We start from the raw sequence: 19,608 nt of genomic DNA on the forward strand, positions 1-19,608 counted from the left end.
AAGATTACTTTCAAATAATTCACTTAAATGAATTACTGTCTGGTCACTCTTCAAGGCTTGATATTTTTTTGCACCCGAAGATGCTGAGATATCAATCCTGCGAGTGCCCACACAGATTGTCTGATAAATTGTTAAAGAGCGGTGCAATCAGCGGCTCAGCCTGCTGTTGCGAGGTGGCGTATATTACGCTTTCCTCTTTCAGAGTCAACCCCGAATTTCAGGATTTTTAACTCTCATCGCCGCCGTTACTCTGTGATGTTGTTCACATGTTCCGTGTCGATGGAGGCGCATTATAGGGATCCCGATTTATTGCACAAGTCTTTTTTCGATCTTTTCTTTTAAGTGTTTAGTTTTCACCCTTTTCGCTGAGATCTTATCCGATCTTCCTCCTTTATAGCGGTTTACCCCCTTGCTAATGGTCAAAAAAGTAGCCAGAGTTTATCTACGCAATGAATTCTCAGAGGTTGTTATGACTGCTGTATTACGCCCCTTCCAGAAAATCTTTCCTGAAACAGGCCAACGCGTGATGCTGGACCCTTCCAGCGTAGTGATTGGCGACGTCCGTCTGGCCGACGATGTCAGTATCTGGCCGTTAGTTGCGATTCGCGGCGACGTTAACTATGTGGCTATTGGCGCGCGGACGAATATTCAGGATGGCTGCGTTCTGCACGTCACGCATAAATCTTCATATAACCCGCAAGGTAATCCACTTATCATCGGCGAGGAGGTAACCGTCGGGCATAAGGTTATGCTTCACGGCTGCACTATAGGAAACCGTGTTTTGGTTGGTATGGGATCAATTCTGCTGGATGGCGTAATAGTAGAAGATGACGTTATGATCGGAGCGGGTAGCCTGGTCCCCCAGAACAAGCGACTGGAAAGCGGCTATTTATATCTGGGAAGTCCAGCTAAACAAATCCGTCCGTTGAAAGATGCGGAGCTTGAAGGACTTAAATACTCCGCGAATAACTATGTGCGCTGGAAAGATGAATACCTGGCTCAGGATAACCAGTACCAGCCCTGATCGTCTTCACGTTCATTAAGGATCAGAACTTGTACTTCTTCTTCCAGATCCCATCGATGAGCCCGGAACAGCACAAGCCAGTCCTGACGACCGTCGCCCCCATAGCAGTTGGCGACGCTTTCTCCTGAGATTGCACATGTTCTCTGGAAGCCATTGACCGTCGCCGGAAAGCAAATTGCATGATGCCGCTCACTCCATTCTTCACGATCGGGAAACTGGATCGCCTGATTCACGCCGCCATCTCCTGCTGAAGCTTTTCGATTACCGGCGTAATATCTGGCAGCACACCATGCCATAACAGGAAAGCATGCGCTGCCTGACCTACCAGCATTCCCAGCCCATCCGCATACTGCTGCACGCCATGTTGCTCGCTCCAGCTCAGGAAAGGAGTAAGTCCTGACTGATAGAACATGTCGTAACAGCATACGTTATGCGACAGCAGGGACGGCGGAATCGCGGGAATATCTCCGTTAACGCCGCTGGAAGTGGCGTTAATGATTAAATCAAATTCATGCCCCTCCAGCTTCTGCTGCGCAACTGCCTGAACGCTGCCGGTATGGCTAAACAGTTTTGCCAGCTCTTCTGCCCGCGTAAAAGTACGGTTGGTAATCGTCACCGCGCAGTCCAGAGACAGAAGAGGAAGCAATACGCCTCTGGCCGCCCCGCCAGCGCCTGATAGCAGAATACGATCGCCGGGTTTTACTAACGACAAACGTTCCAGGTCGCTAAGTAAACCGATGCCGTCAGTATTGTCGCCCAGCAGGCGGCCATCCTCCAGACGCTTCAACGTATTCACCGCGCCTGCCAGTGCGGCACGTTCGGTTAGCTCATCCGCGCGGGCAAATGCCTGCTCTTTAAATGGCATGGTGACGTTTGCTCCTTTTCCACCAGCGTCAAAGAAAGAATCCAGGGATTCCAGGAATGCGTCCATGGGAGCAAGGATCCGGCCGTAAGGATGATCAATCTTGAGTTGCTCAGCAAACAGCTTATGTATTTGCGGTGATTTACTGTGTTGAATCGGGTTACCGAAAACGGCGAAAGTTTCCATTATTTACCCCTGGCGGAAGAGTTCGCCGGTTAAGGCATCGCGAATTTCAGAAGGATTCTGGCGGCCGCCGGTTTCTCCATGCAGTAGCGGAAAATCGTCGCCAAACTGCTGGAACACTTCTTCTGCGGTGCGGCACGGAGGTAAACCAGACAGGTTTGCGCTCGTTGAGACAAGCGGTTTGCCGTATTCCTGGCAGAGCGCTTTTACCAGTGGATGATCCGTGACCCTGACGGCCAGAGAGTCAAAGCGTCCGGTTAACCAGCGAGGCGTGGAAGGCAAGGCCGGAAAAACAAAGGTTACCGGGCCTGGCCAGCGGGAAAATACCGCCTCACGTTGTGCTGCGGTTAACGCATGCTCATCAATGTAAGGTTTAAGTTGTTCAAAACTTGCCGCGATCAGAATAAGGCCTTTATCTACCGGCCGCTGTTTTAGCGTGAGCAAACGGGATACCGCAAGCTCGCTATCAGGATCGCAACCGACGCCAAAAACGGCTTCGGTTGGATAAGCGATGACTTTGTTATTTTTCAGGGCAGCCACGATCTCCGCAAGCTGCCCTTGTTGCAGACTATTGTTCACAATTTTATTCCGCCGCGACCGGCTTTCCACATTGTTTACTGGCACACAGATATTTGATCCCCTGCGCCGTTTTCTTTTCAATTAATAACGGATAGCGGCATTCAGGACAAATTCCTGCGATGGGTTTGAAATTAATGACGAACTGGCATTCAGGGTAACGGTCGCATGACCAGAATGTTTTGCCATACCGCGACCGGCGCTGAACCAATTGCCCTTGCTGACACTGGGGACAAGTTATGGCCGTCGCATCTGGCTTATCGATAACTTCCGTGTGTCCGCACTCGGGATAGTTACTGCAGCCGATAAACATACCGAATCGTCCCTGACGCAGCACCAGCGTCGCCTGACATTCTGGACACTGCTGTCCTTCAAGCACTTTGACGATATGCCCGTCTGACTGGCCTTTTAAAGAACGCACATAATCGCATTCCGGATAATGTGAACAGCCAAGAAAAGGACCGTTTTTACCGGAACGAATGACTAACTCTGCCCCGCATTGGGGGCAGGGTTCATTTTTAGGCACCGTGAAGAGTGCTGATTTGGTCATAACATCTCATGCCGCACAAAATTTTAATGCAGCATACCTTCATTTACTTCGAAGAGTAATTCTTCCATTTGTTGATAAGCGTTTTCGCAGCCCGGTATATTGAACAGCACCATCAACACCACCCATTTTAAATCTTCCAGCTCAAACTCGGCGGTATCAAGCGCCAGCACGCGTTCAATCACCATTTCACGGGTTTCGAGGTTTAGCACCTGAATCTGCTCAAGGAAAAGTAAAAATCCCCGGCAGCAGGCATCCAGACGCAGGCTTTCTTCTTCCGTGTAGATGCGCATGGAAAGTGGATCGGCAGCTAATTGCATCGGCTCGGTAAGGCCGTCCTGATAGTCAGCTAGCTTTTCCAGCCATACCAATGCGTTATAAATGTCTTCGCGATCAAAACCGGCATCGGTGAGATCGCGCGTCAATTTATCCTGATCAACATGCACTTCCGCTTCGTTATGGATATAGGTTTCAAATAAGTACATTAGTACGTCGAACATGGCATGCCCTCCTCAATCGGACATAGCCGCCGGGTACAGCTGCGATCCATCCTGCTAACTCCAGTTCGAGCAATTGGGCTACCGTCTCTGGCACAGGTTGGCCGGCACGTTCAGCGACGACGTCAACAGGTGTAACCTCATCTCCTACGTTAGCCAACAGCTCAGGAAATGGCAATGTGTGTTCCCCTTCATCACGTGAATATATTGAGGATTTGCGGGGTAAGGAGAGCCATTGCAGCTCGCTTTCCAGATAATCAAGTATGTCTGAAGGACCGCTTACCAGCGTAGCGCCTTGTTTTATCAGCCAGTGCGGGCCTTCGCTGCCCGGATTCCCTGCGGGCCCCGGCAGGGCGAAGACTTCTCTTCCCTGTTCAATAGCATATCTGGCGGTGACCAGCGAACCGCTTTTTTCAGAGGCTTCGACAACAAACACGCCCCGACTAAGGCCACTTATGATGCGGTTACGTCGTGGAAAATTGCCTGGCCATGGGGCAGTTTTCAGAGGAAATTCTGAAACAATAGTCCCGCCATTTTCCAGAATATTATCAGCAAGTTGCCTGTGGCGTTTGGGATAAATATCCGCAAGACCATTGCCTAATATAGCGACAGTTTTGCCATGAACCCGCAATGCTGCCCGGTGCGCGACGGCATCAATGCCTAACGCTAAACCGCTGGTTATTGTCAGCCCTTCAGCCGCCAGTGGTTCACAGAATATACGGCACCATCTTTCACCATAAAAAGAGAGATTACGACTGCCGACCACGGCTAACTGGCTGCTGGCGAGCAGGTCAATATCACCGGCAACGAATAACGCGGCGGGGAAACAATCTATAGAACGGAGTTGCTCCGGGTACTTTGGGCTATTCACCGTCAGGAGATGATGACCCGGTTGTTCAAGCCAGAGGTAAGCCGCATCCAGTTCTCGCTCGCTACAAGCAATGAACTGTGCGATTTGCCGGGAGGATAAGCCAGCTTTTACGAGCGATGCGGGGCTGCAATCAGAACCTGACTCCAGTAAATGCGCTGTTTCCAGCAACCTGTCGCCGCTCAGGCTATTAACCGCCATCAGACGCAACCAAATCTCCGTTGGCAACACTGTTTCCCCCTGCCACAGGCAGTAAAAGCAATCCTTGCGATTGGTCACTGATGCTGTCAATCAGCCGGGGAAATGTCTAGAATAGAGAGAAGAAACCTTTCTATTACTGAACACAGCTCTGGATATTTATGGCAGTTTTGCATGTATTACATATTCCGGACGAGCGTCTTCGCAAAGTCGCTACGCCGGTCAAAGAAGTGAATGCGGAAATCCAACGTATCGTTGATGATATGTTCGACACGATGTATGACGAAGAGGGTATTGGCCTTGCGGCAACCCAGGTCGACATTCATCAGCGCATTATCGTTATTGATGTTTCCGAAAATCGCGACGAGCAGCTGGTGTTAATCAACCCCGAACTGCTGGAAAAAAGCGGCGAGACCGGTATCGAAGAAGGCTGCCTGTCTATTCCGGAACAGCGCGCCCTGGTGCCCCGTGCCGAGAAAATAAAGATTCGCGCACTGGATCGTGAAGGTAATACTTATGAACTAGAAGCGGATGGCCTGCTGGCGATCTGTATTCAGCACGAAATGGATCACCTGGTCGGTAAACTGTTTATCGATTATCTGTCGCCACTGAAGCAACAGCGTATTCGTCAGAAAGTTGAAAAACTCGACCGTTTGAAAGCGAAAGCTTAAGGACAGAACTCAAGGTGTCAGATTCACTGCGTATTATTTTCGCCGGTACTCCCGATTTTGCAGCGCGTCACCTTGACGCGCTGTTATCTTCTGAACATCAGGTAGTCGGCGTGTTCACACAGCCCGATCGCCCGGCAGGCCGCGGCAAGAAGCTAATGCCGAGCCCGGTAAAAATACTGGCCTGCGACAAAGAAATTCCCGTATTTCAACCGGCCTCATTACGCCCGGTAGAAAATCAGCAGCTGGTTGCCGATTTAAATGCAGACGTTATGGTCGTTGTCGCCTATGGATTGATTCTGCCAAAAGCGGTGCTTGATATGCCGCGCCTCGGCTGTATTAACGTGCATGGCTCGTTGCTTCCACGCTGGCGTGGCGCTGCGCCGATTCAACGTTCTTTGTGGGCGGGGGATGCGCAAACGGGCGTCACGATTATGCAAATGGACGTTGGCCTTGATACAGGTGATATGCTTTATAAACTAGCCTGTGATATCGGCCCGCAAGACACCAGCGCAACCCTTTATAACAAGCTTGCCGATCTTGGTCCGCAGGGTTTGCTGGAAACGTTAAGCCAGCTTGCGTCAGGCACGGCTTTGCCGGAAGTTCAGGATGAAACCCTGGTGACCTATGCCGACAAACTGAGCAAAGAAGAAGCACACCTTGACTGGTCGCTTTCGGCCGTCCAGCTTGAGCGCTGCATTCGCGCATTTAATCCGTGGCCGATGAGCTGGTTTGAGATTGACGAACAGCCGGTCAAAGTCTGGCGTGCCACTGCTATTAATAAGCAACACAGCGCTGAACCAGGAACTATCCTCGAAGCCAATAAACAGGGCATTCAGGTTGCAACCGCAGACGGCATTTTAAATCTTGAAGAGCTGCAGCCTGCGGGAAAAAAAGCGATGAAAGCGCAGGATCTGCTGAACTCGCGCCGTGAATGGTTCGAGCCAGGCGCATTACTCGCCTGAAACAACAATTCTCTTACGCCTGGGTTAGCCCGGGCATTTTTGTTTTTAAGCGCCGGAAAACAGAGCGTGGCTATGAAAAAATCTCTTAATCTTCGCAGTCTGGTAGCCCAGGCCGTTGAACAGGTTGTAGAAAAAGGACAATCACTGAGCAATGTGCTGCCTTTGATGCAACAAAAAGTCGCTGATAAAGATAAAGCACTACTTCAGGAGCTGTGCTTTGGCGTGTTACGTACGTTACCGCAGCTTGAATGGCTGGTGAGTAAACTGATGTCCCGTCCGATGACCGGCAAGCAGCGCACCATTCATTATTTGATCATGGTAGGTTTTTATCAGCTGCTTTATACCCGCATTCCTCCTCATGCAGCATTAGCAGAAACAGTTGAAGGTGCCGTTGCTATCAAGCGCCAGTCGCTGAAAGGACTGATTAATGGCGTCCTGCGTCAATTCCAGCGCCAGCAGGAAGAGCTGATGGCCGAAGCGGCAAAACATGAAAGCCGTTTCCTTCATCCTTCCTGGCTGATACAACGCATCAAGAAAGCTTACCCAGGCCAGTGGCAAAATATCATTGAGGCTAACAATCAGCGTCCACCAATGTGGCTGCGCGTTAATCGCCAGCACCACACGCATGATGAGTGGCTCAGGCTATTAGAAGAGGCCGGGCTGGAAGGTCATGCGCATTTGCAATATCGCGATGCCGTGCGCCTGGATACGCCTGCGCCGGTTTACGCCTTACCGGGCTTTGATCGGGGTTGGGTCACCGTGCAGGATGCCTCTGCTCAGGGTTGCGTCGATCTGCTTGATCCGCAGGATGGTGAAGCGATCCTCGATTTATGTGCGGCTCCCGGCGGGAAAACGACACATATTCTGGAAGCCGCGCCTGGTGCTAAGGTCATGGCGATAGATGTCGATCCACAGCGTCTTAAGCGCGTACACGAAAATCTCCAGCGCCTCGGTATGAATGCAGAAGTGAAACAAGGCGATGGTCGTTTCCCTTCTCAATGGTGCGGTAAACAGCTGTTTGACCGAATTTTGCTGGATGCTCCATGCTCGGCTACTGGCGTAATCCGCCGTCATCCGGATATTAAATGGCTGCGTCGTGACGGGGATATAGCTGAGCTGGCAGAGCTGCAGAAAGAGATTCTGGAAGCTATCTGGCCGCATCTGAAACCAGGCGGCACGCTGCTTTATGCAACCTGCTCCATTTTGCCTGAAGAGAACAGCCAGCAAATCGCCGCCTTCCTTGCGCGTCATCCGGAAGCAAAACTTGTGGTAACAGGCACGCCAGAACAGCCTGGTATCCAGAATTTGCCTGCGGACCAGGAAGGTGACGGCTTCTTTTACGCTAAGCTTATTAAAAACTGACTCAAGCCTCACTGAGTCGTCAGTTTCATCATCAATGAAGCTATAAATAATGAAAATAATCATTTTGGGTGCCGGCCAGGTTGGCGGTACCCTGGCCGAAAACCTGGCTGGTGAAAACAACGATATTACCGTTGTGGATACGAATCAGGATCGCCTGCGCAGCCTGCAGGATAAATTTGATCTTCGCGTTGTGCAGGGTCACGGCTCACATCCTCGTGTTTTGCGTGAAGCAGGGGCAGATGATGCCGATATGCTTGTAGCCGTCACCAGCTCCGATGAAACTAACATGATTGCCTGCCAGGTTGCGTATTCACTGTTTAATACGCCGAATCGTATAGCACGTATCCGTGCACCGGATTATGTTCGCGACGCAGAACGTCTGTTTAATGCCGAAGCGGTACCCATCGATCATCTTATCGCGCCTGAACAGTTGGTTATCGACAATATCTATCGTCTGATTGAATATCCTGGCGCGCTGCAGGTGGTTAATTTCGCTGAAGGTAAAGTCAGCCTGGCCGTAGTCAAAGCCTATTACGGCGGGCCACTGGTGGGAAATGCGCTATCGACCATGCGTGAACATATGCCGCACATTGAAACACGTGTTGCTGCGATTTTCCGTCATGATCATCCGATTCGGCCACAGGGTTCAACCATCGTGGAGGCAGGCGACGAAGTATTCTTTATTGCGGCGTCGCAAAATATTCGTGCGGTGATGAGTGAACTGCAAAGGCTCGAAAAGCCCTATAAGCGAATCATGCTTGTCGGCGGCGGCAACATCGGAGCGGGTCTGGCTCAACGGCTTGAAAAAGACTACAGCGTGAAGCTTATCGAACGCGATCCGCAGCGTGCAGCAGAATTGGCTGAAATGCTGCAAAATACCATCGTCTTTTACGGGGACGCTTCCGATCAGGAACTGCTGGCCGAAGAGCATATTGAGCAGGTTGACCTGTTTATTGCCGTTACCAACGATGATGAAGCGAATATCATGTCTGCGATGCTGGCAAAGCGAATGGGTGCCAAAAAAGTAATGGTGCTGATTCAGCGTCGTGCTTATGTCGATTTGGTTCAGGGCAGCGTTATTGATATCGCCATTTCACCCCAGCAGGCGACAATCTCGGCTCTTTTAGGCCATGTGCGTAAAGCGGATATCGTCAGCGTTTCTTCTTTACGCCGTGGCGTTGCGGAAGCTATCGAAGCCGTGGCTCACGGTGATGAAAGTACATCCAGGGTTGTTGGACGCGTAATTGATGAGATTAAACTGCCGCCGGGCACCATCATTGGTGCGGTAGTTCGTGGTAATGATGTCATGATTGCTAATGACAATCTGCGTATTGAACAAGGCGATCATGTGATTATGTTCCTGACGGATAAGAAATTTGTCAGCGATGTTGAGCGTCTGTTCCAGCCAAGCCCCTTCTTCCTCTGATCTACACGGGCGGTAATTTTATCGCCCGTTTTTTTATTTCATACCTTAAAACCACTTTTAAATTAAGGCATTAGTTGTTGCATCTTATCCGCCAATTAATGGAAAACAGGGGATCATTTGTTAGACTTGTTAACGTCAGTCGGTTCAAGGAGATAAAAATGAGTATGTTAAAAGAGTTCCGCGAGTTCGCAATGCGCGGTAACGTCGTTGATTTGGCGGTGGGTGTCATTATTGGTGCCGCATTCGGGAAAATTGTGTCGTCTCTGGTTGCGGATATTATTATGCCGCCGCTCGGGCTCCTGATTGGCGGAATTGATTTTAAACAGTTTGCTCTGACGCTACGTCCGGCAGTGGGTGATGTGCCGGCGGTAGTGATGCACTACGGTGTATTTATTCAGAACGTGTTTGATTTTCTGATTGTCGCTTTCGCTATTTTCGTGGCGATAAAGCTGATCAACAAACTTAACCGTAAGAAGAAAGAAGAGCCGGAAGAAGCACCTGCTCCAACCAAAGAAGAAGTACTGCTGAGCGAAATCCGCGATCTGCTTAAACAGCAGAATGAACGGATTTAATTCTGCCTGTTAAAAGCGGAAGGCCAGTGGTAAAAAAGCGCTTTGCTTGTTTGCCACTGGCCTCCCAGTTGCCACGCTTGCCATGTTTTGCATTACGCTGATAGCTGCCTTTCCCTTTTTTATTCTGTTCAACTCTCTGTCGAAACAGTGGGTCATATAATAAAGCTTCAATAGCGTTATCTTTGATAACCCCTTTTTTATGCTGATAGTGGCTCATAAAAACTCCAGATTGATTAAAATAACGGCGAGATTCTATGCCTGCGCATAACTTACTGCAATAGCTATTTTTTCCGGCTCGCACCCTGCTCCAGCGCTTCAAGAATAGAGCAATAAACGCTACTGTGCGCGCTGCCACAGCATGCATCATTGAGCCGCTGTAGAGACTTACGCATATGTTCCAGCTCGCTAATTTTTGACTCAACTTCCTGTAAGCGGCTTTGAACAATGCCTTTTGATTCCTGGCAGGTATGATGTTCAGGATCGATTCGGATCGATAACAGCTCACGAATGCTTTCAAGCGTAAAGCCTAGCTGCTTGGCATAGCGGATAAACTTAAGGCGTTGAAGATCGGTTTCACCGTAGAGTCGGAAACCGCCCTCGGTTCTTGCCTCATAATCCATCAGCTGCTGCTTTTCGTAATAACGAATGGTATCAGGGGTAACATCTGCCAGCCTGGCCAGTTCTCCAATGCGATACATCAATTATTCCTCTATTTTATGAAGCAACGAGTCTGCGTATTCCCCGTGCAGGAAATCCGTGCTTAACCCAGCCTGCTGTAGCTTTAATTCAAGCAGCATTAATTTTTTACTGATAGCGGGATAATCCGGGTGAGCCTGATGGATGGTTCTGAGCAGATCGCTAAGCTCGATAGCATCTTTGCGCTGCTGAAGTTCTGGCGGCAGGCAACCGCCATTTTTTAAAAGGCGGAAAGCTGTGCGCAATTCTGCCGGGATATGGGAATCATCATCAAGCACGAGCGGGCGTCCGGAACCCGGGAGTCTATCGAACTCACCTTTACGCTGAGCGTCAACAATATGGCGTTCAGCCCACTGATCGAGTAACCACATAAGCGTTCAACATCTGGCTAGAATTAAATCAAGGATACGACGGAATCTTGCGGGAAGGGAATGACAGATATAAAAAAACCGGGCAAGCCCGGTTTTTCTACGTTACTACAGATTACTCTGCAGCAGCTTCTGTTTGAGACTCGGCGCGATCAACCAGCTCGATGTAAGCCATCGGAGCATTGTCACCAGCACGGAAGCCACACTTCAGAATACGAGTGTAACCACCTGTACGGCTCGCAAAACGCGGACCCAGTTCATTAAACAGTTTTGCCACGATCTCGTTATCACGAGTACGGGCGAATGCCAGACGACGATTAGCAACGCTATCAGTCTTGGCAAGAGTAATCAGCGGCTCAACTACGCGACGCAGCTCTTTCGCTTTAGGCAGGGTCGTCTTGATGATTTCATGACGAACCAGTGAACCTGCCATATTGCGGAACATAGCCTGGCGATGGCTGCTGTTGCGGTTCAGTTGACGACCACTCTTACGATGGCGCATGACCTTATCCTTCTCAGTAAAACCTTAACCTGTGATCCGGTTACTCGTCAGCGATGCTTGCCGGTGGCCAGTTTTCCAGGCGCATGCCCAGAGACAGTCCACGGGAAGCCAGCACGTCTTTAATCTCAGTAAGAGATTTTTTACCAAGGTTAGGCGTTTTAAGCAGCTCAACCTCAGTACGCTGTACCAGATCACCGATATAGTGGATAGCTTCTGCCTTAAGGCAGTTAGCAGAGCGGACAGTCAATTCCAGATCGTCAACAGGGCGCAGCAAGATCGGATCGAATTCTGGTTTCTCTTCTTTAACTTCCGGCTGACGTACATCACGTAAATCAACGAAAGCTTCAAGTTGTTCAGCCAGGATGGTTGCCGCACGACGAATCGCCTCTTCAGGATCGATTGTGCCATTGGTTTCCATTTCGATGACCAGCTTGTCCAGGTCGGTACGCTGTTCAACACGCGCGGCTTCAACATTGTAGGCAATACGCTCTACAGGGCTGTAGCAGGCGTCGACCAGCAGACGGCCGATTGGGCGCTCATCTTCTTCCGAATGAATTCGGGCAGAGGCCGGCACATAACCGCGACCGCGCTGAACTTTGATACGCATACTAATAGATGCGTTCTCATCGGTCAGGTGGCAGATCACGTGCTGCGGCTTGACGATTTCGACATCACCATCATGAGTGATGTCGGCTGCAGTCACAGGGCCAATGCCAGATTTATTCAGGGTAAGAATAACTTCATCTTTGCCTTGAACTCTCACCGCCAGCCCTTTCAGGTTGAGCAGGATTTCCAGGATATCTTCCTGAACGCCTTCTTTGGTGCTGTACTCATGTAGTACACCATCAATCTCAACCTCAGTCACCGCGCAACCCGGCATAGACGAAAGCAGAATACGGCGCAGTGCGTTACCAAGAGTATGGCCAAAGCCACGCTCTAAAGGCTCAAGGGTCACCTTGGCGTGCGTCGAACTCACTTGCTCGATATCTACCAGGCGCGGTTTTAGAAACTCTGTCACAGAACCCTGCATTGTGTCCTCTCTTTGGTACTAAGCTTTACTTGGAGTAAAGCTCGACGATCAGGTGTTCGTTAATGTCCGCAGACAGATCGGTACGCTCAGGCTTACGCTTGAACAGACCTTCCATCTTGGCAGCATCAACTTCCAGCCAGGTTGGCTTTTCACGCTGCTCAGCCAGCTCCAGAGCGGCCTTCACGCGAGATTGCTTTTTGGCTTTCTCACGGATGCTGACTACGTCATTCGGAGTTACCTGATAAGAAGCGATGTTAACAACACGACCATTTACCATTACTGACTTGTGGCTAACCAGCTGGCGTGCTTCTGCACGAGTAGCGCCAAAGCCCATACGGTAAACAACGTTGTCCAGACGACCTTCCAGCAGAGTCAACAGGTTTTCACCGGTGTTGCCTTTCAGACGAGCTGCTTCTTTATAGTAGTTACGGAACTGACGCTCCAGCACACCGTAGGTACGGCGAACTTTTTGCTTTTCACGCAACTGCACACCATAGTCAGACAGACGCGGTTTACGCGCACCGTGCTGGCCAGGAGCTTGTTCAATTTTACACTTGGTATCGATCGCGCGAACGCCAGACTTAAGGAATAAGTCTGTGCCCTCACGACGGCTCAGCTTGAGCTTAGGACCCAAATATCTTGCCATTTTCTTTCTCCAACATTCCTAAAAAAACGGGCGTTATACGCGACGTTTTTTCGGCGGACGACAACCGTTGTGAGGGATCGGAGTCACATCAGTAATATTAGTGATGCGGAAACCAGCGGCGTTCAGAGCACGAATAGTAGATTCGCGACCCGGACCCGGTCCCTTAACCATAACTTCCAGGTTCTTGATACCGTATTCTTTCACGGCTTCTGCGCAACGCTCTGCTGCAACCTGAGCTGCGAACGGAGTAGATTTGCGAGAACCACGGAAACCGGAACCACCGGCAGTTGCCCAACCCAAAGCGTTACCCTGACGATCGGTAATAGTAACGATTGTGTTGTTGAAAGAAGCATGGACATGAGCCACGCCGTCAGAGACTTGTTTTCTTACACGCTTACGTGCACGAACTGGTGCCTTTGCCATTATTCAATCACCCCGATTATTTCTTGATCGGTTTGCGCGGACCCTTACGGGTACGGGCGTTGGTCTTGGTACGCTGACCGCGTACTGGAAGACCACGACGATGACGCAAACCGCGATAGCAACCAAGGTCCATCAGACGCTTGATGCTCATGCTCACTTCACGGCGCAGATCACCTTCAACGACAAATTTGGCAACTTCGTCACGCAGCGTGTCGATTTGTTCTTCAGACAGCTCACTGATCTTAACATCTTCAGCGATACCCGCAGAGGCACAAATAGCCTTAGAGCGAGTCTTGCCGACACCGTAAATCGAAGTCAATGCGATTACGGCATGTTTCTGATCAGGAATGTTAATGCCTGCTATACGGGCCACTATGCACTCCTACTATTTTGATTATGCGCCCCATACCGAAAAGCCCGTTTTCAGGATACTCAAATGGAAACGCATAGACATACAAAAGATTGGCTGGCTAATCTAGCCAGCTCAACCCAACTTTGCAAGAAAAATATGCGAGATAATCAGCCTTGACGCTGTTTATGCTTCGGCTCGGCGCTGCAAATCACGCGAATAACACCGTCACGCTTAACGATTTTGCAGTTACGACATAATTTCTTGACGGAAGCACGAACTTTCATTTTTACTCTCCGTAACTTCTCAAGCGACGATTAACGGCCGTAGCCTTTCAGATTCGCTTTCTTCAATGCAGACTCATACTGACTGGACATCATCAGAGTTTGCACTTGAGCCATAAAGTCCATGATGACCACGACGACAATAAGTAGTGAGGTCCCACCGAAGTAGAACGGCACTTTCATCGCATCACGCATGAACTCCGGGATTAGGCAGATAAAGGTAATGTAGAGCGCACCAACCAGAGTCAGGCGTGTCATTACTTTATCAATATACTTCGCCGTTTGTTCTCCCGGACGAATTCCTGGTACAAATGCACCGGACTTCTTCAGGTTATCTGCTGTTTCACGCGGGTTGAAAACCAACGCCGTATAGAAGAAACAGAAGAAGATGATTGCAGACGCATAGAGTAACACATAAAGCGGTTGCCCAGGCTGCAAATACAGCGAAATTGTTGTCAGCCAGTTCCAACCGGTACCGCCCCCGAACCATGACGCGATGGTCGCCGGGAACAGAATAATACTGGAAGCAAAGATCGCCGGGATAACCCCTGCCATGTTCACTTTCAGCGGTAAATGCGTGCTCTGCGCAGCATAGACACGACGACCCTGTTGACGTTTAGCGTAGTTTACCACAATGCGGCGTTGGCCACGCTCAACAAAAACAACGAAGAAGGTCACTGCGAATACTAATACTGCAACCAACAGCAACAGGAGGAAGTGCAGGTCGCCTTGCCGCGCTTGTTCGATGGTATGGCCAATGGCCGGCGGTAAACCCGCAACGATACCCGCGAAGATTATGATTGAGATACCGTTGCCGATACCACGTTCAGTAATCTGTTCGCCAAGCCACATAAGGAACATCGTTCCGGTGACAAGACTCACAACAGCGGTGAAATAGAATGCAAAGCTTGGGTTTAACACCAGGCCTTGCATACCAGGCATATTCGGTAAACCGGTAGCAATACCGATTGACTGGAATATTGCCAACACCAGAGTGCCGTAGCGGGTGTACTGGCTGATCTTACGACGACCAGACTCCCCTTCTTTCTTTAACTCTGCTAACGCTGGATGAACCACCGTTAGCAGCTGGATAATGATCGATGCCGAAATGTACGGCATGATACCCAATGCAAAGATAGAAGCACGGCTGAGAGCACCACCAGAGAACATGTTAAACATTTCAATGATAGTGCCTCGCTGTTGTTCAAGCAGTTTGGCAAGTACAGCGGCATCAATACCAGGGATCGGAATAAAAGAGCCAATGCGGAACACAATCAGCGCACCGATAACAAACATCAGTCTGCGTTTCAGCTCGCCAAGCCCACCTTTAGCACTTTGAAAATCTAATCCCGGTTGCTTTGCCATCTGCTACTTATTCCTCGATTTTACCGCCAGCAGCTTCGATAGCAGCACGAGCGCCTTTGGTGACACGCAGGCCGCTAACAGTTACCGGACGAGAGACCTCGCCAGACAGGATCACTTTCGCGAACTCAATCTGAATACCGATAATGTTTGCTGCTTTCAGCGTGTTCAGGTCAACTACGTCGCCTTCAACTTTCGCCAGATCGGACAGACGAATCTCTGCGGTGATCATTGCTTTGCGAGAGGTGAAACCGAATTTCGGCAGACGACGGTACAACGGCATCTGGCCACCTTCGAACCCACGACGTACGCCACCGCCAGAACGAGAGTTCTGACCTTTGTGACCACGACCGCCGGTTTTGCCGAGACCAGAACCGATACCACGACCCAGACGCTTGGAAGCGTGCTTAGACCCTTCGGCTGGAGACAGAGTATTTAAACGCATCTCTTACTCCTCAACTTTAACCATGTAGGAAACCGCGTTGACCATACCACGTACAGCAGGAGTATCCTCGCGCTCCACGGTGTGGCCAATACGACGCAGACCCAGGCCAAGCAGCGTTGCCTTGTGTTTCGGCAGACGACCGATTGCACTGCGGGTTTGTGTAATTTTAATAGTCTTTGCCATGGTCAATTACCCCAGAATTTCTTCAACGGATTTACCACGCTTGGCAGCGACCATTTCCGGAGATTTCATATTCGCCAGGCCATCAATAGTTGCACGAACCACGTTAATCGGGTTGGTGGAACCATATGCTTTAGCCAGAACGTTATGTACTCCAGCGACTTCCAGAACGGCGCGCATTGCACCACCGGCGATGATACCGGTACCTTCGGAAGCCGGCTGCATGAACACACGAGAACCTGTGTGCACACCTTTAACAGGGTGCTGCAGGGTGCCGTGGTTCAGCGCGACGTTAATCATGTTGCGACGGGCTTTTTCCATCGCTTTCTGGATCGCTGCTGGAACTTCACGCGCTTTACCGTAACCAAAACCAATGCGACCGTTACCATCGCCAACCACTGTCAGAGCAGTGAAGGAGAAAATACGACCACCTTTAACGGTTTTAGATACGCGATTTACCGCGATCAGCTTTTCCTGCAGTTCGCCAGCTTGTTTTTCGATGTGAGCCATCTTACACCTCTACCTTAGAACTGAAGGCCAGCATCACGGGCAGCATCTGCCAGTGCCTGGACACGACCATGATATTGGAAACCAGCACGGTCAAAAGCAACAACGGTGATGCCTTTTTCCAGTGCGCGCTCTGCAACAGCTTTACCCACAGCTGCAGCGGCGTCTTTGTTCCCAGTGTACTTCAGTGGCTCAGCGATAGCTTTCTCTACAGTAGATGCAGCTACCAGGACTTCTGAACCGTTTGGTGCGATAACCTGTGCGTAAATGTGACGCGGGGTACGATGTACCACCAGACGAGTCGCACCCAGTTCTTTAAGCTTGTGACGTGCGCGGGTCGCACGACGGATACGAGCAGATTTCTTATCCATAGTGTTACCTTACTTCTTCTTAGCCTCTTTGGTACGCACGACTTCGTCGGCGTAACGAACACCCTTGCCTTTATATGGCTCAGGACGACGGTAGGCACGCAGGTCAGCAGCTACTTGGCCGATCGCCTGTTTATCAGCGCCTTTCAGCACGATTTCAGTTTGAGTCGGACATTCAGCAGTGATACCCGCTGGCAGCTTATGCTCAACAGGGTGAGAGAAGCCCAGGGCTAAATTCACCACGTCGCCTTTAACAGCCGCACGATAACCTACACCAACCAGCTGCAGCTTCTTAGTGAAGCCTTCGGTAACACCGACAACCATTGCATTTAATAACGCACGAGTGGTACCCGCCTGGGCCCACGCGTTTGCAAAGCCTTCGCGCGGAGCGAAAGACAGAGCATTATCAGCGTGATTAACTTCAACAGCATCGTTGATAGTACGAGTCAGCTCGCCGTTCTTACCTTTGATCGAAATAACCTGACCGTTGAGTTTTACCTCTACGCCAGCAGGAATAACGACCGGTGCTTTAGCAACACGAGACATTTTATTCCTCCAATTAGGCTACGTAGCAGATAATTTCGCCACCAAGACCAGCCTGGCGCGCTGCACGATCAGTCATAACACCTTTAGAGGTAGAAACGACAGCAATACCCATACCGGCCATAACTTTAGGCAGCTCATCTTTTTTCTTATAGATGCGCAGGCCTGGGCGGCTGACTCGCTGAATGCTCTCTACCACCGCCTTGCCCTGGAAATACTTAAGAGTCAGTTCCAGTTCAGGCTTAGTGTCGCCTTCAATTTTAAAATCTTCAATATAGCCTTCTTCTTTCAGCACGTTGGCAATTGCCAATTTCAGCCTGGAGGAAGGCATGGTGACCGCAACTTTATTCGCGGCTTGACCGTTACGGATACGGGTCAGCATATCCGCGATCGGATCTTGCATGCTCATCTGTCTTTACTCCCGTGATTCAATTGGTGACAATTACCAGCTAGCCTTCTTAAGACCCGGAATTTCACCGCGCATAGCGGCTTCACGGACCTTAATACGGCTCAACCCGAACTTCCGCAGGAAAGCGTGCGGACGACCAGTTTGACGGCAGCGATTACGCTGACGAGACGGGCTGGAATCACGCGGCAGGGACTGCAGCTTAAGAACTGCATCCCAACGTTCTTCGTCGGATGAGTTCACACCAGAGATAATAGCTTTCAATTCCTCGCGTTTAGCGCGGTATTTGTCAGCCAGTTTTACGCGAACGACTTCGCGTGCTTTCATGGATTGCTTAGCCATTAGTAACCCTACCTTACTTGCGGAATGGGAAGTTAAAGGCAGCCAGCAGAGCACGGCCTTCATCATCAGATTTCGCAGTAGTGGTAATGGTAATATCCAAACCACGAACGCGATCGACTTTGTCATAGTCGATTTCTGGGAAGATGATCTGCTCACGGACACCCATGCTGTAGTTACCACGGCCATCGAATGACTTAGCGGACAAGCCACGGAAGTCACGAATACGTGGTACAGCAATGGAGATCAGGCGCTCAAGGAACTCCCACATGCGTTCGCCACGCAGAGTTACTTTACAGCCGATCGGATAGCCCTGACGGATTTTGAAGCCTGCAACAGATTTGCGTGCTTTGGTGATCAACGGTTTTTGACCGGAGATTGCTGTCAGGTCAGCTGCTGCGTTATCCAGCAGTTTCTTGTCAGCGATCGCTTCACCAACACCCATATTCAGGGTGATCTTCTCGACCCGAGGGACTTGCATGACAGAATTGTAGCTAAACTCAGACATGAGTTTTTTAACTACTTCGTCTTTGTAGTAATCATGCAGTTTCGCCATCGTACTACTCCAAATTACTTGATAGTTTCGCTGTTAGACTTGAAGAAACGGACTTTTTTGCCGTCTTCGAATCTAAAGCCTACACGGTCAGCCTTGCCGGTTGCCGCATTGAAGAGAGCAACGTTAGAAACCTGAATTGCAGCTTCTTTTTCAACGATGCCACCTGGCTGGTTCAGGGCCGGAACCGGCTTCTGATGTTTCTTAACCAGGTTGATGCCTTCAACGATGAGCTTGCCGGAAGACAAGACATTCTTAACTTTACCGCGCTTACCTTTATCTTTACCGGTTAACACGATAACTTCGTCATCACGACGGATTTTAGCTGCCATGATTCGCTCCTTAGAGTACTTCTGGTGCCAGAGAGATAATTTTCATGAACTTCTCATTACGCAGTTCACGAGTTACCGGCCCAAAAATACGCGTGCCGATTGGCTGCTCGCTGTTATTATTTAAAATAACGCATGCATTACCATCGAAGCGAATGACAGAACCGTCCGGGCGACGAACGCCCTTCTTGGTGCGCACCACTACCGCTTTCAGCACATCGCCTTTCTTCACCTTACCGCGAGGAATTGCTTCCTTGATGGTAATTTTGATGATGTCGCCGACGCCTGCGTAGCGACGGTGCGAGCCACCCAGAACCTTGATACACATTACGCGACGCGCGCCGGAGTTGTCGGCCACGGTCAGCATAGTCTGTTCTTGGATCATTTCAGTGCTCCGCTAATGTCAACTACTACTTCGGGACCTAATTTTTAGGTCGTAAAAAGCCCCATAAACGAGGGCGCGGCATTATAACACCGGTTCCTGAATAAGGGTAGAAAAAATAAACGGCTCACTGCTGAGCCGTTTATTT

General features: G+C 50.1%; 32 protein-coding genes. 6 read left to right on the plus strand and 26 right to left on the minus strand.

Annotation, left to right across the window (positions count from 1 at the left end; translation table 11 throughout):
• The first annotated feature begins 469 nt into the window (after nucleotides 1-469).
• On the plus strand, nucleotides 470-1,024 hold the full coding sequence (locus E2L00_RS20930) for a gamma carbonic anhydrase family protein (RefSeq protein WP_167614967.1): 555 nt from the start codon (nucleotides 470-472) through the stop codon (nucleotides 1,022-1,024).
• On the opposite strand, the gene E2L00_RS20935 is transcribed toward E2L00_RS20930, so the two are convergent.
• Genes E2L00_RS20935 through dprA form a run of 6 tightly spaced genes read right to left on the minus strand, consistent with a single transcriptional unit; the run spans nucleotide 1,000 to nucleotide 4,788 of the window.
• Nucleotides 1,000-1,257 (minus strand): DUF1488 family protein, encoded by a 258-nt coding sequence (locus E2L00_RS20935; RefSeq protein ID WP_167614969.1) that lies wholly within the window; start codon nucleotides 1,255-1,257, stop codon nucleotides 1,000-1,002. The two genes, E2L00_RS20930 and E2L00_RS20935, sit on opposite strands and share 25 nt — an antisense overlap.
• Entirely contained in the window at nucleotides 1,254-2,072 is an 819-nt protein-coding gene (aroE, locus tag E2L00_RS20940) for a shikimate dehydrogenase (RefSeq protein WP_167614971.1), read from the minus strand. Before aroE ends, E2L00_RS20935 begins: the two co-directional genes overlap by 4 nt.
• A 3-nt stretch (nucleotides 2,073-2,075) precedes the next feature.
• Complete coding sequence (gene tsaC, locus E2L00_RS20945; RefSeq protein ID WP_167614973.1) at nucleotides 2,076-2,648, minus strand: L-threonylcarbamoyladenylate synthase type 1 TsaC; 573 nt, start codon at nucleotides 2,646-2,648, stop codon at nucleotides 2,076-2,078.
• Between the two features lie 4 nt (nucleotides 2,649-2,652).
• Nucleotides 2,653-3,195, minus strand: a complete 543-nt coding sequence (locus E2L00_RS20950) for a DNA topoisomerase family protein (RefSeq protein ID WP_167614975.1) — start codon at nucleotides 3,193-3,195, stop codon at nucleotides 2,653-2,655.
• A 23-nt stretch (nucleotides 3,196-3,218) separates the two neighbouring features.
• Nucleotides 3,219-3,692 carry a DUF494 family protein Smg gene (gene smg / locus E2L00_RS20955; protein ID WP_167614977.1) on the minus strand — a complete coding sequence of 158 codons (474 nt, stop codon included), beginning with the start codon at nucleotides 3,690-3,692 and terminating at the stop codon, nucleotides 3,219-3,221.
• Entirely contained in the window at nucleotides 3,664-4,788 is a 1,125-nt protein-coding gene (gene dprA / locus E2L00_RS20960) for a DNA-protecting protein DprA (RefSeq protein WP_167615016.1), read from the minus strand. The genes smg and dprA overlap by 29 nt, the downstream gene beginning before the upstream one ends.
• A 128-nt stretch (nucleotides 4,789-4,916) precedes the next feature.
• On the opposite strand from dprA, the gene def reads away from it, so the two are divergent.
• From def to mscL, 5 genes are all read left to right on the plus strand, one after another.
• Complete coding sequence (def, locus tag E2L00_RS20965; RefSeq protein ID WP_167614979.1) at nucleotides 4,917-5,426, plus strand: peptide deformylase; 510 nt, start codon at nucleotides 4,917-4,919, stop codon at nucleotides 5,424-5,426.
• A 14-nt stretch (nucleotides 5,427-5,440) separates the two neighbouring features.
• Nucleotides 5,441-6,388 (plus strand): methionyl-tRNA formyltransferase, encoded by a 948-nt coding sequence (gene fmt, locus E2L00_RS20970; protein WP_167614981.1) that lies wholly within the window; start codon nucleotides 5,441-5,443, stop codon nucleotides 6,386-6,388.
• Nucleotides 6,389-6,460: 72 nt separating this feature from the next.
• Entirely contained in the window at nucleotides 6,461-7,750 is a 1,290-nt protein-coding gene (gene rsmB, locus E2L00_RS20975; protein WP_167615018.1) for a 16S rRNA (cytosine(967)-C(5))-methyltransferase RsmB, read from the plus strand.
• Nucleotides 7,751-7,799: 49 nt separating this feature from the next.
• Nucleotides 7,800-9,176: a Trk system potassium transporter TrkA gene (gene trkA / locus E2L00_RS20980; RefSeq protein ID WP_167614983.1), complete on the plus strand. Its 1,377-nt coding sequence runs from the start codon at nucleotides 7,800-7,802 to the stop codon at nucleotides 9,174-9,176.
• A gap of 158 nt (nucleotides 9,177-9,334) precedes the next feature.
• The gene (mscL, locus tag E2L00_RS20985) at nucleotides 9,335-9,748 is read left to right on the plus strand and encodes a large-conductance mechanosensitive channel protein MscL (RefSeq protein WP_167614985.1); all 414 of its coding nucleotides are present in this window, start codon (nucleotides 9,335-9,337) and stop codon (nucleotides 9,746-9,748) included.
• Here the strand turns inward: mscL and E2L00_RS20990 are convergent.
• The 20 genes from E2L00_RS20990 to rplN form a co-directional block, all read right to left on the minus strand.
• Nucleotides 9,723-9,965, minus strand: coding sequence for an alternative ribosome-rescue factor A (locus tag E2L00_RS20990; protein ID WP_167614987.1), 243 nt, complete (start codon nucleotides 9,963-9,965; stop codon nucleotides 9,723-9,725). The genes mscL and E2L00_RS20990 overlap by 26 nt on opposite strands.
• Nucleotides 9,966-10,029: 64 nt before the next feature.
• The gene (zntR, locus tag E2L00_RS20995; RefSeq protein ID WP_167614989.1) at nucleotides 10,030-10,446 is read right to left on the minus strand and encodes a Zn(2+)-responsive transcriptional regulator; all 417 of its coding nucleotides are present in this window, start codon (nucleotides 10,444-10,446) and stop codon (nucleotides 10,030-10,032) included.
• 3 nt (nucleotides 10,447-10,449) lie between these two features.
• Nucleotides 10,450-10,815, minus strand: a complete 366-nt coding sequence (locus tag E2L00_RS21000) for a DnaJ family domain-containing protein (RefSeq protein ID WP_167614991.1) — start codon at nucleotides 10,813-10,815, stop codon at nucleotides 10,450-10,452.
• Nucleotides 10,816-10,927: 112 nt separating this feature from the next.
• Nucleotides 10,928-11,314 (minus strand): 50S ribosomal protein L17, encoded by a 387-nt coding sequence (gene rplQ, locus E2L00_RS21005; protein WP_039898879.1) that lies wholly within the window; start codon nucleotides 11,312-11,314, stop codon nucleotides 10,928-10,930.
• A gap of 40 nt (nucleotides 11,315-11,354) precedes the next feature.
• Nucleotides 11,355-12,344, minus strand: coding sequence for a DNA-directed RNA polymerase subunit alpha (locus tag E2L00_RS21010; RefSeq protein WP_002438685.1), 990 nt, complete (start codon nucleotides 12,342-12,344; stop codon nucleotides 11,355-11,357).
• Between the two features lie 25 nt (nucleotides 12,345-12,369).
• The gene (gene rpsD, locus E2L00_RS21015) at nucleotides 12,370-12,990 is read right to left on the minus strand and encodes a 30S ribosomal protein S4 (RefSeq protein ID WP_167614994.1); all 621 of its coding nucleotides are present in this window, start codon (nucleotides 12,988-12,990) and stop codon (nucleotides 12,370-12,372) included.
• Nucleotides 12,991-13,023: 33 nt separating this feature from the next.
• A complete protein-coding gene (rpsK, locus tag E2L00_RS21020; RefSeq protein WP_004138423.1) occupies nucleotides 13,024-13,413 on the minus strand; it encodes a 30S ribosomal protein S11 in 390 nt (129 codons plus the stop codon).
• A 16-nt stretch (nucleotides 13,414-13,429) separates the two neighbouring features.
• On the minus strand, nucleotides 13,430-13,786 hold the full coding sequence (gene rpsM / locus E2L00_RS21025) for a 30S ribosomal protein S13 (protein ID WP_121264456.1): 357 nt from the start codon (nucleotides 13,784-13,786) through the stop codon (nucleotides 13,430-13,432).
• A gap of 146 nt (nucleotides 13,787-13,932) precedes the next feature.
• A complete protein-coding gene (gene rpmJ / locus E2L00_RS21030) occupies nucleotides 13,933-14,049 on the minus strand; it encodes a 50S ribosomal protein L36 (RefSeq protein ID WP_000868187.1) in 117 nt (38 codons plus the stop codon).
• A gap of 30 nt (nucleotides 14,050-14,079) precedes the next feature.
• A complete protein-coding gene (secY, locus tag E2L00_RS21035; protein ID WP_121264453.1) occupies nucleotides 14,080-15,411 on the minus strand; it encodes a preprotein translocase subunit SecY in 1,332 nt (443 codons plus the stop codon).
• Between the two features lie 7 nt (nucleotides 15,412-15,418).
• A complete protein-coding gene (rplO, locus tag E2L00_RS21040) occupies nucleotides 15,419-15,853 on the minus strand; it encodes a 50S ribosomal protein L15 (RefSeq protein ID WP_167614996.1) in 435 nt (144 codons plus the stop codon).
• A 3-nt stretch (nucleotides 15,854-15,856) separates the two neighbouring features.
• Nucleotides 15,857-16,036, minus strand: coding sequence for a 50S ribosomal protein L30 (gene rpmD, locus E2L00_RS21045; protein WP_004846568.1), 180 nt, complete (start codon nucleotides 16,034-16,036; stop codon nucleotides 15,857-15,859).
• 6 nt (nucleotides 16,037-16,042) lie between these two features.
• Nucleotides 16,043-16,543, minus strand: coding sequence for a 30S ribosomal protein S5 (gene rpsE / locus E2L00_RS21050; protein ID WP_121264447.1), 501 nt, complete (start codon nucleotides 16,541-16,543; stop codon nucleotides 16,043-16,045).
• Between the two features lie 14 nt (nucleotides 16,544-16,557).
• On the minus strand, nucleotides 16,558-16,911 hold the full coding sequence (rplR, locus tag E2L00_RS21055; protein ID WP_121264444.1) for a 50S ribosomal protein L18: 354 nt from the start codon (nucleotides 16,909-16,911) through the stop codon (nucleotides 16,558-16,560).
• 9 nt (nucleotides 16,912-16,920) lie between these two features.
• The gene (rplF, locus tag E2L00_RS21060; protein WP_167614998.1) at nucleotides 16,921-17,454 is read right to left on the minus strand and encodes a 50S ribosomal protein L6; all 534 of its coding nucleotides are present in this window, start codon (nucleotides 17,452-17,454) and stop codon (nucleotides 16,921-16,923) included.
• A gap of 13 nt (nucleotides 17,455-17,467) precedes the next feature.
• Nucleotides 17,468-17,860: a 30S ribosomal protein S8 gene (rpsH, locus tag E2L00_RS21065; RefSeq protein WP_167615000.1), complete on the minus strand. Its 393-nt coding sequence runs from the start codon at nucleotides 17,858-17,860 to the stop codon at nucleotides 17,468-17,470.
• Between the two features lie 33 nt (nucleotides 17,861-17,893).
• Complete coding sequence (rpsN, locus tag E2L00_RS21070) at nucleotides 17,894-18,199, minus strand: 30S ribosomal protein S14 (RefSeq protein ID WP_121264437.1); 306 nt, start codon at nucleotides 18,197-18,199, stop codon at nucleotides 17,894-17,896.
• A 13-nt stretch (nucleotides 18,200-18,212) separates the two neighbouring features.
• The gene (gene rplE, locus E2L00_RS21075; protein ID WP_121264433.1) at nucleotides 18,213-18,752 is read right to left on the minus strand and encodes a 50S ribosomal protein L5; all 540 of its coding nucleotides are present in this window, start codon (nucleotides 18,750-18,752) and stop codon (nucleotides 18,213-18,215) included.
• Between the two features lie 14 nt (nucleotides 18,753-18,766).
• Nucleotides 18,767-19,081, minus strand: coding sequence for a 50S ribosomal protein L24 (gene rplX / locus E2L00_RS21080; protein WP_041142967.1), 315 nt, complete (start codon nucleotides 19,079-19,081; stop codon nucleotides 18,767-18,769).
• Nucleotides 19,082-19,091: 10 nt separating this feature from the next.
• Nucleotides 19,092-19,463: a 50S ribosomal protein L14 gene (gene rplN / locus E2L00_RS21085; RefSeq protein ID WP_008457164.1), complete on the minus strand. Its 372-nt coding sequence runs from the start codon at nucleotides 19,461-19,463 to the stop codon at nucleotides 19,092-19,094.
• Nucleotides 19,464-19,608 lie beyond the last annotated feature (145 nt).

It is taken from the genome of Cedecea colo, assembly GCF_011808225.1.
Lineage (GTDB): Bacteria > Pseudomonadota > Gammaproteobacteria > Enterobacterales > Enterobacteriaceae > Dryocola > Dryocola colo.

Excerpts from the sequence above, each read along its gene's own strand:
- E2L00_RS20930 (WP_167614967.1), top strand. The coding sequence starts at position 470 with ATGACTGCTGTATTACGCCCCTTCCAGAAAATCTTTCCTGAAACAGGC.
- aroE (WP_167614971.1), bottom strand. The coding sequence starts at position 2,072 with ATGGAAACTTTCGCCGTTTTCGGTAACCCGATTCAACACAGTAAATCA.
- E2L00_RS20950 (WP_167614975.1), bottom strand. The coding sequence starts at position 3,195 with ATGACCAAATCAGCACTCTTCACGGTGCCTAAAAATGAACCCTGCCCC.
- smg (WP_167614977.1), bottom strand. The coding sequence starts at position 3,692 with ATGTTCGACGTACTAATGTACTTATTTGAAACCTATATCCATAACGAA.
- def (WP_167614979.1), top strand. The coding sequence starts at position 4,917 with ATGGCAGTTTTGCATGTATTACATATTCCGGACGAGCGTCTTCGCAAA.
- rsmB (WP_167615018.1), top strand. The coding sequence starts at position 6,461 with ATGAAAAAATCTCTTAATCTTCGCAGTCTGGTAGCCCAGGCCGTTGAA.
- trkA (WP_167614983.1), top strand. The coding sequence starts at position 7,800 with ATGAAAATAATCATTTTGGGTGCCGGCCAGGTTGGCGGTACCCTGGCC.
- mscL (WP_167614985.1), top strand. The coding sequence starts at position 9,335 with ATGAGTATGTTAAAAGAGTTCCGCGAGTTCGCAATGCGCGGTAACGTC.
- E2L00_RS20990 (WP_167614987.1), bottom strand. The coding sequence starts at position 9,965 with ATGAGCCACTATCAGCATAAAAAAGGGGTTATCAAAGATAACGCTATT.
- zntR (WP_167614989.1), bottom strand. The coding sequence starts at position 10,446 with ATGTATCGCATTGGAGAACTGGCCAGGCTGGCAGATGTTACCCCTGAT.
- E2L00_RS21000 (WP_167614991.1), bottom strand. The coding sequence starts at position 10,815 with ATGTGGTTACTCGATCAGTGGGCTGAACGCCATATTGTTGACGCTCAG.
- rplQ (WP_039898879.1), bottom strand. The coding sequence starts at position 11,314 with ATGCGCCATCGTAAGAGTGGTCGTCAACTGAACCGCAACAGCAGCCAT.
- E2L00_RS21010 (WP_002438685.1), bottom strand. The coding sequence starts at position 12,344 with ATGCAGGGTTCTGTGACAGAGTTTCTAAAACCGCGCCTGGTAGATATC.
- rpsD (WP_167614994.1), bottom strand. The coding sequence starts at position 12,990 with ATGGCAAGATATTTGGGTCCTAAGCTCAAGCTGAGCCGTCGTGAGGGC.
- rpsK (WP_004138423.1), bottom strand. The coding sequence starts at position 13,413 with ATGGCAAAGGCACCAGTTCGTGCACGTAAGCGTGTAAGAAAACAAGTC.
- rpmJ (WP_000868187.1), bottom strand. The coding sequence starts at position 14,049 with ATGAAAGTTCGTGCTTCCGTCAAGAAATTATGTCGTAACTGCAAAATC.
- secY (WP_121264453.1), bottom strand. The coding sequence starts at position 15,411 with ATGGCAAAGCAACCGGGATTAGATTTTCAAAGTGCTAAAGGTGGGCTT.
- rplO (WP_167614996.1), bottom strand. The coding sequence starts at position 15,853 with ATGCGTTTAAATACTCTGTCTCCAGCCGAAGGGTCTAAGCACGCTTCC.
- rpmD (WP_004846568.1), bottom strand. The coding sequence starts at position 16,036 with ATGGCAAAGACTATTAAAATTACACAAACCCGCAGTGCAATCGGTCGT.
- rpsE (WP_121264447.1), bottom strand. The coding sequence starts at position 16,543 with ATGGCTCACATCGAAAAACAAGCTGGCGAACTGCAGGAAAAGCTGATC.
- rplR (WP_121264444.1), bottom strand. The coding sequence starts at position 16,911 with ATGGATAAGAAATCTGCTCGTATCCGTCGTGCGACCCGCGCACGTCAC.
- rplF (WP_167614998.1), bottom strand. The coding sequence starts at position 17,454 with ATGTCTCGTGTTGCTAAAGCACCGGTCGTTATTCCTGCTGGCGTAGAG.
- rpsH (WP_167615000.1), bottom strand. The coding sequence starts at position 17,860 with ATGAGCATGCAAGATCCGATCGCGGATATGCTGACCCGTATCCGTAAC.
- rpsN (WP_121264437.1), bottom strand. The coding sequence starts at position 18,199 with ATGGCTAAGCAATCCATGAAAGCACGCGAAGTCGTTCGCGTAAAACTG.
- rplE (WP_121264433.1), bottom strand. The coding sequence starts at position 18,752 with ATGGCGAAACTGCATGATTACTACAAAGACGAAGTAGTTAAAAAACTC.
- rplX (WP_041142967.1), bottom strand. The coding sequence starts at position 19,081 with ATGGCAGCTAAAATCCGTCGTGATGACGAAGTTATCGTGTTAACCGGT.
- rplN (WP_008457164.1), bottom strand. The coding sequence starts at position 19,463 with ATGATCCAAGAACAGACTATGCTGACCGTGGCCGACAACTCCGGCGCG.